The organism is Paenibacillus sp. R-74696 (assembly GCF_055814915.1).
The window spans coordinates 55,882-69,533 of the sequence record NZ_JBPULM010000047.1 but is presented as its reverse complement, the minus strand read 5'-3'; the positions used below and the strand labels follow the sequence as shown (position 1 = coordinate 69,533).

Here is a 13,652-nt window from a genome sequence, read left to right as displayed (position 1 = left end):
ATGTCTGAAAGTCAGCCACGAAGCAAATATTGGTTATCTTGTGGAACTCTGAGTAGGAATGTCGATTCGGTAAGCAGATTTTCTCCCTTTGCCCATTTATTCAGCTTCATCATTGCTTAAGAATTGACAGGATCATAGAATACTAGCATGATTTAAATAGATATTCTTTATTTTATAGGGAAAGAGGGGGTATTCAACATGAAAACCTATCTTGTATTCGGTGCCAGCAAAGGATTAGGAGATGCATTCGTCAGAGGAGTTCCTGAGCAAGGAGATAAAGTATGGGTCGTTTCGCGAAGCAAGCCTGAAAGTTTGGACTTGAATGATGGTGTAGAGCGGATATGGATACAGGCTGATTTGTCTGAGCTGCACGCCGCTGCACTCGTCACGGATAAGCTGCAAAACGAAACAGTGGACGTTCTCATTTACAATGTGGGGCTTTGGGAAAAGGAAGGTTTTGAAGATCATTATACGTTTGATAAAGATGAGCCAGCGGATATAAGTCAGTTGATTCATGTAAATATCACTTCGGCCATTGTATGCATTCAGGCAGTATTACCCCATATCCGGCAATCGACAGCTGGTAAAATTATTCTCATCGGTTCAACCGCCGGTCTGAACAATTCAAACAGCACGCAGGTCTCTTTTGTCGCGTCCAAATTTGCCATTCGTGGCATTACAGAAGCTCTCAGAGAGCATACAAGAAGTGACGGTATTGCCGTTACTTGTATCAACCCGGGTGAGCTGGCAGCTGAAATTCCTTATGAAGAAGGAAGTGAGCGGGCACTATCCGCCTATAATGGGACACGAATTCCACTTCAGGATATCGTTGCTCTAGTGAAATGCGTAGTCAGTCTGTCCAAGGCATCGTGTGTGAAAGAAATCAATATCCCAGCTTTAACGGATATGAACACCTAATTATGATTCGATACAAAATACATATGAAGAGGGAATTAGCCTCTTAGCGCAGTCTGGACACATGCAGGCTGCTTTTTTTATATTTATTGACGAGTCCTATTGTCCTAGTGTACTATTTAAATAGAACAGTTGTTGTAGATCATTTTTAATTATTACAAAAAAACTGTGGGCAAAAGAATCAGCAAGCTCATACCTTCTTTATCAGAAATAGATTTAAAATTCTGACTGACTGAATAGCCAATTTATATTGAATAGAGGGGGAATAAGAATGAATTCGATCAAAAAAATCACAGAAATAAACGAGGTATCCTTGTTTCGTCTTTACTTGTTGAGGGCGCTGTACCTTCTCGTTGTTGTGGGGCTCGGTATTGTGCAATGGCCAGCAGTGATCGATCAGATCATTCATCAGGAGAAGTCGTGGGAGCTAATGGATGGAGTGGTTGCCTGCATGCTGACTTCCTTTTCGGTTTTATCCATACTGGGACTGCGCTATCCGCTGCAGATGCTGCCCTTGCTGCTGTGGGAATTGGGGTGGAAGTCCATTTGGCTGATCGTTGTTGCACTGCCATTATGGACAGCTGGCCAAATGGATGAGTCAACATGGGAGACGGCCTCAGCCTGTTTGTTGGTCGTGATTTTTCCTTTCATTATTCCTTGGCGGTATGTGTTGACGAACTACGTGAAGAAGCGCGGGGAGCGGTGGCACTAGAAGGTGATGTAAGTGGGAATAGAACCAAAAAGGCGCCCGAGCAGGTGCCTTTTTTAATTTCGTCTTATAGCTACTGTAATCGGCACATGTTTAATATTGCAATGTAGGGGGCAGTTATGAGAGGCCCATGGCTTTGTTCTCACCCTTTGAATGAAACGGATATTTTAGTGGAAATCATTACATGCTAAAAAAAATTAGACGCAATGAAAAATATTAGAACTCTCAGTTGTATTAAAAGTGAAAGGGGGTGCTGAGGTGTACAATTCATATGAGCTCAATGAATCTGTACGGCGGGCCTTGGATCTATATTCACACAGCTTGATTAAAATAGCCTTTACGTACCTGAAAAATATAGCTGATGCAGAAGAAGTGACCCAAGAGGTATTTCTCACCTATTTGCAGAAGCGCCCTGTGTTTGAAAACAGTGAACACGAAAAAGCGTGGTTGATTCGATTAACCATTAATAAAAGTAAAAATATGCTGAAAACCGGATGGTTCAAAAGCAGAAATCCTGTTCCCGAAGATCTTAGCTATCTCCCACCAGAAGAAAATGGGATTTTGCAGGCTGTACTGGCCTTGGACAAGAAGTATCGAATTCCAATTCATCTGCACTACTATGAGGGATATTCCATCAAGGAAATTGCAGATATCATGCAGACTAAGTCGGCAACGGTAGGAACATGGCTCGCGAGAGGACGTCTTATCTTAAAAGACAAGATTGGAGGCCTGGAGGATGAAGAACTCTGTTTATAAATCCGCGATGTCCCGTGTGAAAACAAGTGAGAATTTTAAAGAGGCAACCTATCAGAAGCTGATGTCGGAAATGGAAAAGACAGCACAACCAAATAGCAGCAATCAAAAGGAGTCGTTTAAAATGGAAAAAGCTAAAAAAAGAACGTTAACAGGTTGGACAGTTGGTATTGCAGCATGTGCAGTATTATCGGTAGGCATCTTCGCGATGAATCAGGATACACCAAATACAACAAATGTGCCAAATACAACACCGGAGTCGGCTGCTGTTGCAACGAAGCCTCCTACGAGTGGCAAAGCGGTTGTCAATATCGAGGGTGAGATTACGGAAGTGAGCACAGATGGAAAAAGCTTTAAGGTTGGTGACTTATGGGTAACCGTAACCTCAGAAACTGGAATGGGCATCGAAGGGCCAACGGCAGCCGAGCCGTCTGAAGAGCTGCTGCAAAAGGAGTTTAAAGTCGGCAATATCGTATCTGGATTTACGACAGAGGATGTAAGCACAGGAAAAGTGAATGCAGCACGCATCTACAATAACATGGCTCCGCAGAAATAAGATAGATACCTGGAGCGTAACGCAGATGGTTTTGAAGTTTACCGTTGCACAAAGAAGGCCAACAGTCACCCTCTTACGAGTGACTGCGGCCTATTTGTGTTTGTCGATGTGTTGTCGAAATTATGGTGAAACTCAGAGCGGGCTGAGATAAACCTCCAGTGCAGAAATGGTAGGACACCAGCGCGATTCTTCAATAGTTAGGCGGATGTGTCTTGCCGTTACTGCTGGAAATTTAAGTATGCGCTTGTAGCCGACAATCGTGCATTCACAGAATTGCTCCCAAGAACCGTCATGCAGGTACTCCATACGGAATTTTTCGATCCGTTGACCGGATTGGATATGTTCTTTGAGCACGATTCTGTCAAATGCTTGTTCGACATTCAAATCGATTTCGATCACGGCATGCTCAGTGCCTTCTTTGGGACACCAATACGTATTTTTGTCACCATCTAAAATCCGATTGGCATCGTGGTTCTCGTCCAATGCTTCCGTCGCCGCAGCATTTGCATTCGCGGCAAGATTATGCTGGAACGTGGACCTGATCATTTGTCCGAGCTCAGCCATTTGCCTCGCATCATTTTCATGTATGAGTCCGCGCCCGTCGGGAGGAAGGTTCAGAAGAAAGGTCGAATTTCCACCAACCGATTTATAGTAGATATCCAAGAGCTCTTCCAGATTTCTAACCTTGTCATCCTCACCGGCGTGGTAGAACCAACCTGGCCGAATCGAGGTATTTACTTCAGCCGGATACCATGTGAGCTTATCTTTCCCTTGAATGGCTTCTCTGCTGCCTAAATTCTCGTCTCTTGAGTTCGTTCGCTTGGAAAACTTGCCATCGTCAACATGCTGCGACTCTTCTTGAATTTTCTCGCAATCCTGAAGCTCTGCTGGAACGACACTCCACTCGGAATCGCGAGTATGGCCCGCCTCATTGCCGCACCAACGAACATCAGGACCGCATACGGATATGACTGCGCCTGGCTGCAATTCACGAATCACCTCGTAATAGCCATCCCAATCGTAAACTTGTTTTAATCCATTGGGCCCCTCGCCGCAAGCTCCGTCAAACCATACACAGAAGATGTCGCCATAATTGGTCAGCAGCTCGCGCAGCTGATTTTTCAAATAGTCGTTGTAGAAAGAGGAGCCGTACCGTTGATCGTGACGATCCCAGGGGGATAAATATACGCCGAATGCAATCCCTCCTTCACGGCAAGCATCCGCTACCTCCTGCACAAGGTCGCCATTCCCGCCGCGCCATGGACTGTTCTTAACCGAATACTCCGTATAGGCGCTCGGCCAAAGGCAGAATCCGTCATGATGCTTGCAAGTCAGGATCAAGCCCTTCATTCCAGCCGATTTACAGACTTCTACCCATTGCTTCGCGCTAAATTCTAGCGGGTTGAAGATTGCTGGATCCTCGTCACCCAGTCCCCATTCCATATCCGTAAATGTGTTAACGCCGAAGTGGATAAAGGAATAGAACTCCAGCTCCTGCCAGGCCACCTGTCGTGCTGACGGTATGATTTGTGCAGCATTTCTGATTCGTTCACTCATTGGTACGCTCCCCTTTGATTGTCGATTCATACATCAGTAGTTCTACGTCATAGCTGCTTAAAGTCAGTGAGCGCTCGAAGCGACTGCCAGTAAGGAAGCCAGATGCTGGCCTATCGAGCTCTATCGTTTGCTCAGTGCCGGTGGTGTTCACATAGATAACGGAGCCGTTTTCCAGTTCGCGTGCAATAATTCCTGATGGAGTAGACGGCCCTTTCTGTATGCCAAGCGCTGAATACAAGGGGTCCAGAAGCGCTGTAAGGAAGCTCGTATTGGCGGGAATGGCGACATAAATGGCTTCTCCCTTGCCGTATTTGTTCCGTGTCACTGCGGGCGACTTATCCCATGTATTGGTAAAAGTTGCTACTGTCTCAGCCGTATGAGCCTCAAGGATTTCATAATAGTCGATATCAGGCTGCAGCTCACGCCCTCCGAGTGAAATAATCGGTTTCTCACGCTCTAAGCGAAGCTCCGTCTTCTCCAGTCCGCCAGCATTTTCGATAGGCGTATGACTTCTGGTTCTCGAGAATGCTCCGCTGCGAATGCCAAATACATCACTAAGCTCTCCCGGAAGCGGTGTGTCGAATACGCGGTTGTGCTCATTGACCTTCGCTGAATATGCCGTCATTACAACGGTTCCACCGCCTTCTACGAAGGAGCGAATGGCTGCCGCCGATGCTTTATCCATCACGGCATGTCCCGGCACGATCAGAATTTTATAATCGTTTTGCAGCTGGCGCAAATTTACAATATTACAGTCAAGATTAGCCAGCATAAGTGTCTCATAGGCTTGCAGCACTTGCTCGGTATACTCCATTTTGTAATAGCTGCGGTTGCCTGCCATCACCTTCAAGCTTTCGTAGGAATAAGCAATGGCGATCTCCGGCTTCGTCCTTCTGGGAAGGCCTAGTTCCTTCAAAAGGTTGAATTCCTCAGCGATTTGTTTGAACTCGTCGTACTTCCAGCCTGGAGTTCCGTCATGGTCCACTAGACCGAATACATACTGCTCCTCTCCCCCTAACATTGTACGCCAGGTCCACGCACAGACCGCTTGACCTCTATATACTAAAGAGAGATAGGCGTACATTCTCATTGCATTGCGCGGCGAACCGTAACCTCCAAAGTCACCGGTTTGGAATTCGAGGCACCAAATGGGTTTATCAAGCTCTCCGATACGATGATCCATAAAGAAGCAAGCGGCTGTCAAAGCTTTTCTGTCTTCTGGATTAGTGCCCGGATAAAAACCGATTCCTGGCAAGTCAATCATATCTTGATACTGCTTCAAATAATCGAACCCGTATCCGGGATTTTCAGACCAATGGTTGGTAGACTCTCTGGCATGTGGGGCCAATCGTTTGACGAGAAGGCTTAAACCATGCATATACGCCAAAGTTTCATCGGAATAAAAACGCCACATGTCGATTACCCGTTCCGGAGCACCTTGTATTTGACCCGAAATCGGCAGTACAACATCGTGAAAGCTATTCAGCTTTCGAGACCAGCGATGAGTCGTCCATGCTTGGTTCAAGTTGTCTATGGTTTTATATTTCTCCTTAAGCCAAGCTTCAAAGCGGTCTCTGGCGGCACTGGAATAGGAAGGCGCACCCGAGCCGAGCTCATTGCACAAACCAAAGGCGTAAAGGGCAGGATGGTTTCGGTAGCGGCACACTAGTTTTTCCGCGAATTTGTAGGCATACTCTTGAAAAGCAGGATGGCCGATATCTTCCATATATCGCGTTTGCGCTTCTAATCGATTGCCGTTTGTATCTGTGCGGTCGATCTCGGGATATTTTTTGTGCAGCCATGTGGGAGCGGGGCGGGTAGCAATATCAAGAACAACCTCTATACCAGCCTCGTGAAAAAGATCCATTACTTCATCGAACCACTCAAATGTAAAGTTCCCCTCAGACGGCTCATAGCTGTCCCAGCATAGGTGCCCCAGTCGGACAATATTGAAGGAGGCCTTTTTCATCATTTCAATATCGTGCTTCCATCGCTCGCGGGGCCAATCGTGAGGATGGTAATTCGTTCCTGCAAATAACAAGCTGATCACCGCCATATAAAATAATTAAATATACAGACCATATTAAATGCTGTATTCCAAATAAGAAATATAAAAAATGAATGCTAATATATAAGAATATGAAAATCAAAATGAACGACCAATATATTTATATAAATATCGTTTTATTGTTATTTATGCATTCATGAAGTCAGCGATATACTAAACATCAATCATATACAAGGAGGTCACAGAATGAGAAAAAGATTTGTGAAGCAAGCGTCTATTGCGCTTGTAGCCGGATTAACGCTTTTAACTGCTGTTGGCTGCAGCCAAACATCCAATTCAGAGAAAAATGCACAAGGGGAAACAGAGAATGCAGGTCAACAAGAGGCTACGATTTCATTAGGTCGTGTTGTAGGCTCCGATAACAAATTTAAAAATGGAGAGAGCATAGAAAACAATGTTCACACCAAGTGGGCTAAAGAGAAGTTCGGCATTAACTTTAAGGTGGATTGGACCGTCGGAACTGGCGAGGCCTATTCCACAAGACTCCGTCTGCTGCTTAACTCCAACGACAAACTGCCGGATGTCTTCACATTGAGTGATCCGACGCTTGAGAATCAGGTGGTCGATTCCGGCAAAGTTATGGACATTGATGAAGCCTTCGATAAATATGCTTCGCCGCGAATCAAGGAGCTTTACGCTCAATATCCTGAAATCTGGAATACGGTAAGCTACGATGGCAAACATTATGGTCTTCCTACCTTCAATGCTGTCAGTTCCTTCAGCGTCATGTGGATTCGTCAGGATTGGCTGGATAAATTGGGACTGCAGGTGCCAAAAACCATTGAAGAGATGGAAACTGTCATGGATGCATTCGTTAATCAAGATCCTGATGGCAACGGGCAAAAGGACACCATCGGGTTGTCTCTTTCCCTTAAAAAAGGCGTTACAGCCGTGAAGGATACGTATATGGTATCCAGTGATTTCTTATTTGGACAAGCAGCTATCCCAACCTACTGGACGGAGGCGGCAGACGGGACGCTGCAGTACGGGTCCGTGCAGCCGACAGTGAAGGAGGGGCTGACCAAGCTTAGCGAGTGGATGAGCAAAGGTTATCTAGATAAAGATGCAGGGGTTATGGATGAAGCCAAGGCAGCGGAAAGCTTTGTACAGGGCAAATCCGGCATGGTGTTCGGACCAACATGGATGGCGACTTATCCATTCAACGCCGATATGAAGTTTGATTATAAGCCAGTACCGATACCAGCAGGTATTGACGGGAAGATGGGGTTCGGCAGCGAACCGCAATCCTCAGTCCGATTCTATTTCAACAAGGACTTTAAGTATATGGAAGCATTTTTCAATTATTTGGACGCTATTATGGGACCAGGCTTCTACGATCCTGATTCGGAATTCGCTAACGGTTGGGCGGAGGGCTACGATTATGTCCTGAAAGACGGAGAGCCCGTTTATGATCAGGATCAAATTCCAGGTGGCTGGATCGATGTGAAGAAGTATTCGATTTACGGAAACGATATCCAAACGCCCAAAAAAGAGCTTGAGGTCATGGCCAAGCTAGGTCAAGGGATTGCGCCAGAAACGCCTTATGAGAAGTATTTCTCAGCCAGACCGAAGAAATGGGCGGAAGCTGCTGCAGTATTGCAAACGTATCTCGACGACGCCGCTATTTTTGATCGGTATACTGGACCACCAACAGCAACGATGGCTCAAAAAGGCGAATTGCTTCGCAAAATGGAAAATGAAGCCTTCCTGAAGATTATTTATGGAAATGAATCTCCAGACTCTTTCGATGCTTTTGTTAGTAAGTGGAAGTCTTCTGGCGGCGACGATATTACCAAAGAAGTAAACGAGTGGTATCAAGCGGTTAACAAATAGAAGATTTTTCTTCGGCAGGCCTTGCGGGGCATATCGACGAAAGGCCTGTTTTATTTTCTAAATTAGCAAAAAAGGAGTTGTCTGGATGATGGAATGGAAGAAGAGGAGGATGAAGGTTTTTCGCCAGCTTCCTCTTCATTTGCTCATACTGCCATCTGTAATCTGCTTGCTTGTATTTAATTACGCGCCTATGGCTGGGCTACTGATGGCTTTTCAGGACTACAAGCCTCGCCTTGGCCTTCTGAATTCGCCATGGGTTGGCTTAGAGCATTTTCAGTATATGTTTACGTATCCCGACAGCATACAAGTGATTTATAACACGCTATTAATCGCTTCGCTTAAAATTGGAGCTAATACTGTGGTGCCTATCGTGTTCGCCTTGCTTCTGAATGAGGTTCGCGTCATGATGTTCAAAAGGTTTGTACAGACGTTCGTTTATCTTCCTCATTTCTTGTCTTGGGTTATATTGGGCGGTATCTTGACGGATATCTTAGGCAATAAAGGGATTGTGAATCAGCTATTATCCCTGCTGGGAGCAGGTTCTGTGTTCTTTCTCGGCGACGGCACTTGGTTTCGGATAACGGTCGTGGTCAGCGATGTGTGGAAGGAATTCGGCTTTTCCACGATTATCTATCTTGCGGCCATGAGCGGCATTAATATGTCATTGTACGAAGCGGCTGAAATGGATGGAGCAAGCCGCTTCAAGCAAACCTTCTATGTCACCTTGCCGGCGCTTGTGCCCGTTATACTGGTTGTAGGAACGTTGGCGCTAGGCAATATCCTTAACGCGGGCTTCGACCAAATCTTCAATCTGTACAATCCGCTCGTTTACCGCGAAGGAGATATTATTGATACCTTTGTTTACAGGGTAGGGCTTATGAATGGATCGTTCAGTTTTGCGACAGCCGTCGGCTTGTTCAAATCGGTAGTGAGCTTCATCCTGATCGTTGCTGCGTACCGACTTGCCTACCGGTTTGGCAATTATCGCATTTTTTAAAGTAAAGGCAGGCTGATTCTATGTATCGAGACACAATCGCTTATCGATGGTTTACTATATTCAATACATTGCTTCTGACAGTGATATCCGTTTTATGTATTTTGCCGCTGGTTCATGTTGCAGCCGTATCTTTAAGCTCGAGCTCGGCTGCAACGGCCAACCAGGTGTATTTCTGGCCGGTTGGATTTACGGGTGAAGCTTACTTGAGGACGCTATCAAATCCTTTATTTTTGCGTTCCCTAATCATATCGGCGGAAAGAACAGTCAGCGGCACCTTGTTGTCCATGGCATTGACCGTTACAGCGGCCTATACGCTATCGCGTTCATTTTACGGCAGAGGATTTTATTCGTGGTTTTTCGTATTTACGATGCTGTTTAACGGCGGCTTGATTCCGAGCTATTTGGTAGTTACGCAACTGCATTTGACTAATACGCTAGGGGCCCTTATCCTTCCGGCAGCCGTTAACGTGTTTAATACGATTCTTATGATGCAATTTTTTCGAGCCATTCCGAAAGAGCTTGAAGAAGCGGCTTTAATAGACGGAGCTGGCTATATGAGATCGTTGACCGCGATCTATCTACCTTTATCGCTTCCTTCCTTAGCTACCTTATCGTTGTTTTCGATGGTATGGCACTGGAATTCATGGTTTGACGGATTGATTTATATGACCGATTACCGGCAATATCCGCTTGCGACATTTCTGCAGACGATTATACAAAGCGGTGACATGAGGAATACGAATATAGATCCCGGGCAGCTGCAGATTCTGTCGGAAAGAACGGTGCGATCTGCCCAGATATTGATTGGAGCGCTTCCGATCCTGTTAGTCTATCCATTTCTGCAAAGGTTTTTCGTTCAAGGGTTGACGATGGGAGCAGTTAAGGAATAGAATGGGCAAAAACTTGGGAGTCGAAGCGAATGATTAACAAGGAACGCAGTCTTTTTTCCAAACTAGTCGGCTCGCTTATATTATTTTTGCTGCCAGTATTAATTTTGTCCATATATTCAAATCGAGTCAATGAGAATGCGATGACTGAACAAATTAAACAGTCAAGCATTAGCAGACTTTCTACCTTAGCCACGCAATTGGACAATACTATTCTTCAATTGGAGGTATTCACCAATATCCTGATTCGTGATCCGAACGTCATTGAATTTCAAGATTTGTCTTTGGTGACTTCCAGCTATTATGAACAAATTAATCGAAAAAAAATTATTCAGGATAAGCTATATTTGCAAAGTGCATCGACCGAATGGATTAACGATGTAACCGTTTATTCGCCGCAAACCGGACAAACGATATCGACAGTAAACGGAACTTCGTTTGTTCCGGAGCGGCTTCAGAGGTTAAGTAAGGAAAATTGGAATTTTATTTTGAACGATGAACAGACAGACAAACAGGGCAAGGTTATCCACCTGACCGTTGAACCCTACGAAGCAGGCGGCGGCATCGCCAAAGCCAATTCCATCATTGAAATCAGCTTTGACATGAGCAACGTGATTCATATGCTGGACAAGTTTAAGTCGCAAGGGAGCGGCGAAGCCTTATTTTATAAGTCTAGTGATACATTTTTAGCAACAAGCTCGTTCCCTTCCTATCTTCTTAGTGAAGCTGTGTCCGCTTTAAATCAAACACAGCTGGCAGATGAGGGGGATATCACCTTAAATATAAACGGAATTTCGTATCTGCTTACTTATTCCGATGTACAAGCGATCGACGGTTATGTAGTCAACGTAGTACCTTTATCCGAGATTTTAACTCCATTACGAATGACCAATCGATTCGCCTATCTTGTCTATGGGTTGCTGCTCATCGTTGGCATTGCAGTATCCTGGTTGTTGTACCGAAATGTACAAGTACCCTTGCGGGCCCTTGTAAAAGGAGTACAGCAGATCAAGATGGGACAATACAAAACAAGAATTCCACTTCAGGTGAATAACGAATTTAGGCTCATTATTTCCAGATTCAACGATATGGCCGATCAAATTCAGCAGCTCATCGAGAATGTGCTGGAGCAGCAGCTTCATACGCGCGAAGCAGAGCTCAAGCAGCTGCAATCGCAAATCAATCCGCATTTCTTGTATAACAGTTTGACCTATGTCATCAGCATGACCAAGCTAAATAGGAAAGACGCGGTTCTTGAAATGGCTTATCACCTGTCAGATTATTATCGCTACACGACTCGGGTGGAGTATCAATTGGTTAAGCTGGAGGATGAGTTAAAGAACGCGGCCGATTACCTTAGTATTCATCGAATGAGGATGAGCCGCATTCGTTATGGAATCGATGTGATGAGCGGCATGATGCCCCTCATCGTACCCAGATTGATTTTGCAGCCCATTGTCGAGAACGCTTTGATCCACGGGGTTGAAGCTTTGGAAGACGTTGGGGTTGTAACGATTACGGGTAGATGCACAGGCAACGAATATTCATTGCTTGTAGACGACAATGGTGGTTCCATGACCTTCGAGCGGCTGCAGGACCTTCGTAGGCTGTTGGCAAGCCGTCGTGGCGAAGGGGCGGGGGCGGATAGCTGTGGTCTTATGAATGTGCATCGGCGGCTCCAGCTCCGGTATGGAGCCGATTCCGGCTTGAAGCTATCGATTAACGCTGCATCGGGACTGCGAGTAGAGCTGCATTGGAGAGGAGAGGCGGTTGACGATGAAGCTGTTGATTGTAGACGATGAAGAGCACTTGGTTGAAAGCATGACAGCTAGCATATCCTGGGCAGAGGCTGGCATTACAACCGTGCTTTCCGCATATTCCGGCAAACAGGCTCTTGAAGTCATGGACAAGAATCCCGCAGACATTGTGTTAACCGATGTTCGTATGCCAGGTATGAATGGGATTGAGCTGATCAGAGCGATTAAGGGGAAATGGCCCCAAACGGAGTGTATGCTGCTTACCGGGCATGCGGAGTTTGAATTTGCCCAGCAAGGGGTGAAGCATAAGGCGTCTCATTATTTGCTCAAGCCAGTGAAGGACGTTGAGCTGATCGCTGCCGTTAAAGACGCGGCTCATACAGTGCTTGCGGAACGAGAGAAAATGATGGCATTTGTACAATCGCAAGCTATGGTTTATCGCAATTTGCCTATTTTACGTTCCAATTTATTGAACAATCTGATTCAGGGGAGATTGTGGCAAGAGCGGAAGCTGAATGAACAATTGCTCTTATATGATATTCAGATCGGGATCGGAGATGCCATGTCGCTGATTCTTATTCGTATAGAGGATAATGATAAGCGGTATGGTCTATCGGATATGTCCATTATGGGGTATGCAGTTACTAATATCGTCGAGGAATTGCTGTCCGGCACCTATAAGAGCTGGAGCTGCGAGGATTTATACGGCCATATCTTGTTCATTGTGAATCATGGAGCAGGGAGCTTGGAGGATCATTATTTGGAACGAATTGCAGACGATATGAGGAGAATTGTCAATCAACTGCTGCATTTAACCATCTCGGTTATTCTATCGCCTGTGGGATCTTTTCCAGCCGATGTGGAGGAGCTTTATCAGCGCTGCGTCGCCACGGTTCGTTCGCAAATCGGCTACGACAATGACTTCGTTGTCCGTCTTGGCAAGGAAAATGCGAAACCAGTGTCTCATATTGTCGCTTCACTATATTCGCCTCCGCTATTCCCGCATTTGCTTGAGGCGGGCAACTGGGCGGCTGCAAGAGAGAAGCTGGAGGAAGTATTGCGTGAATGGAAAGTGAAATACAGCGGCTCAAACGAACATCTATTTGAAATATTTTATTCACTTAAATCTGCTTTCACATACTTTGTGCATAAGAGCGGCAGATTGCTTGCAGATTACCCCTTGCATGCATCTGCGGAAATCAAGAGCATTGGCGAGCTGGAGTATTGGGCCGCGAGCATGCTGGATAGGCTGCACAATGAGATGAATACGGAACTGTCTGCATCCCGCCATTCAGTTGTGGCTCAAATTCATCAATTTGTACAAGAGCATCTATCTGAGGACGTTTCGCTTCAGGCCATCGCCGATTACGTCTATATGCATCCAACCCATGTATCCAAAGTATTTAAGAGAGAAACAGGTGAGAACATATCAGACTACCTGCTGCGGTTGCGGATGGAAAAAGCCGTATTTTTATTAAAGGACAGCAGATATAAAATATATGAAGTAGCGAACCGTTTGGGCTATAAAAATCCGACCTATTTTATCAAAGTGTTTAAGGAGCATTTTGGCGTTACACCGCAAGAATTTAGAGAATAAGGTGATAATAGTAAGTCTATACT

The 13,652-nt window shown here is 45.5% G+C and carries 11 protein-coding genes; 9 read left to right on the top strand and 2 right to left on the bottom strand.

Annotation, left to right across the window (positions count from 1 at the left end):
• Positions 1-198 precede the first annotated feature (198 nt).
• The 4 genes from ACSR9A_RS27850 to ACSR9A_RS27835 all read left to right on the top strand — a co-directional run bounded on the left by ACSR9A_RS27850 (position 199) and on the right by ACSR9A_RS27835 (position 2,933).
• Positions 199-918 carry an SDR family NAD(P)-dependent oxidoreductase gene (locus tag ACSR9A_RS27850; protein WP_341280771.1) on the top strand — a complete coding sequence of 240 codons (720 nt, stop codon included), beginning with the start codon at positions 199-201 and terminating at the stop codon, positions 916-918.
• Positions 919-1,186: 268 nt separating this feature from the next.
• Positions 1,187-1,627, top strand: a complete 441-nt coding sequence (locus ACSR9A_RS27845; protein ID WP_473761372.1) for a hypothetical protein — start codon at positions 1,187-1,189, stop codon at positions 1,625-1,627.
• Positions 1,628-1,882: 255 nt separating this feature from the next.
• Entirely contained in the window at positions 1,883-2,380 is a 498-nt protein-coding gene (locus ACSR9A_RS27840; RefSeq protein ID WP_473761370.1) for an RNA polymerase sigma factor, read from the top strand.
• Positions 2,361-2,933, top strand: coding sequence for a hypothetical protein (locus ACSR9A_RS27835; RefSeq protein WP_473761368.1), 573 nt, complete (start codon positions 2,361-2,363; stop codon positions 2,931-2,933). The genes ACSR9A_RS27840 and ACSR9A_RS27835 overlap by 20 nt, the downstream gene beginning before the upstream one ends.
• Before the next feature lie 132 nt (positions 2,934-3,065).
• Here the strand turns inward: ACSR9A_RS27835 and ACSR9A_RS27830 are convergent, their stop codons facing one another.
• The gene (locus ACSR9A_RS27830; RefSeq protein ID WP_473761366.1) at positions 3,066-4,490 is read right to left on the bottom strand and encodes an alpha-L-fucosidase; all 1,425 of its coding nucleotides are present in this window, start codon (positions 4,488-4,490) and stop codon (positions 3,066-3,068) included.
• Entirely contained in the window at positions 4,483-6,546 is a 2,064-nt protein-coding gene (locus ACSR9A_RS27825; protein ID WP_473761364.1) for a beta-galactosidase, read from the bottom strand. The genes ACSR9A_RS27830 and ACSR9A_RS27825 overlap by 8 nt, the downstream gene beginning before the upstream one ends.
• A gap of 198 nt (positions 6,547-6,744) precedes the next feature.
• Between ACSR9A_RS27825 and ACSR9A_RS27820 the strand changes: the two genes are divergently transcribed.
• The 5 genes from ACSR9A_RS27820 (at position 6,745) to ACSR9A_RS27800 (ending at position 13,629) form a co-directional block, all read left to right on the top strand.
• Positions 6,745-8,391, top strand: coding sequence for an extracellular solute-binding protein (locus tag ACSR9A_RS27820; protein WP_473761362.1), 1,647 nt, complete (start codon positions 6,745-6,747; stop codon positions 8,389-8,391).
• 85 nt (positions 8,392-8,476) lie between these two features.
• Positions 8,477-9,388 (top strand): ABC transporter permease, encoded by a 912-nt coding sequence (locus ACSR9A_RS27815; protein ID WP_473761360.1) that lies wholly within the window; start codon positions 8,477-8,479, stop codon positions 9,386-9,388.
• Between the two features lie 20 nt (positions 9,389-9,408).
• A complete protein-coding gene (locus ACSR9A_RS27810) occupies positions 9,409-10,278 on the top strand; it encodes a carbohydrate ABC transporter permease (protein WP_473761358.1) in 870 nt (289 codons plus the stop codon).
• A gap of 29 nt (positions 10,279-10,307) precedes the next feature.
• Positions 10,308-12,077: a cache domain-containing sensor histidine kinase gene (locus ACSR9A_RS27805; protein WP_473761356.1), complete on the top strand. Its 1,770-nt coding sequence runs from the start codon at positions 10,308-10,310 to the stop codon at positions 12,075-12,077.
• On the top strand, positions 12,052-13,629 hold the full coding sequence (locus ACSR9A_RS27800) for a response regulator (protein WP_473761354.1): 1,578 nt from the start codon (positions 12,052-12,054) through the stop codon (positions 13,627-13,629). The genes ACSR9A_RS27805 and ACSR9A_RS27800 overlap by 26 nt, the downstream gene beginning before the upstream one ends.
• Positions 13,630-13,652 lie beyond the last annotated feature (23 nt).

Excerpts from the sequence above, each read along its gene's own strand:
- ACSR9A_RS27810 (WP_473761358.1), top strand. The coding sequence starts at position 9,409 with ATGTATCGAGACACAATCGCTTATCGATGGTTTACTATATTCAATACA.
- ACSR9A_RS27850 (WP_341280771.1), top strand. The coding sequence starts at position 199 with ATGAAAACCTATCTTGTATTCGGTGCCAGCAAAGGATTAGGAGATGCA.
- ACSR9A_RS27805 (WP_473761356.1), top strand. The coding sequence starts at position 10,308 with ATGATTAACAAGGAACGCAGTCTTTTTTCCAAACTAGTCGGCTCGCTT.
- ACSR9A_RS27825 (WP_473761364.1), bottom strand. The coding sequence starts at position 6,546 with ATGGCGGTGATCAGCTTGTTATTTGCAGGAACGAATTACCATCCTCAC.
- ACSR9A_RS27820 (WP_473761362.1), top strand. The coding sequence starts at position 6,745 with ATGAGAAAAAGATTTGTGAAGCAAGCGTCTATTGCGCTTGTAGCCGGA.
- ACSR9A_RS27815 (WP_473761360.1), top strand. The coding sequence starts at position 8,477 with ATGATGGAATGGAAGAAGAGGAGGATGAAGGTTTTTCGCCAGCTTCCT.
- ACSR9A_RS27830 (WP_473761366.1), bottom strand. The coding sequence starts at position 4,490 with ATGAGTGAACGAATCAGAAATGCTGCACAAATCATACCGTCAGCACGA.
- ACSR9A_RS27835 (WP_473761368.1), top strand. The coding sequence starts at position 2,361 with ATGAAGAACTCTGTTTATAAATCCGCGATGTCCCGTGTGAAAACAAGT.
- ACSR9A_RS27845 (WP_473761372.1), top strand. The coding sequence starts at position 1,187 with ATGAATTCGATCAAAAAAATCACAGAAATAAACGAGGTATCCTTGTTT.
- ACSR9A_RS27800 (WP_473761354.1), top strand. The coding sequence starts at position 12,052 with ATGAAGCTGTTGATTGTAGACGATGAAGAGCACTTGGTTGAAAGCATG.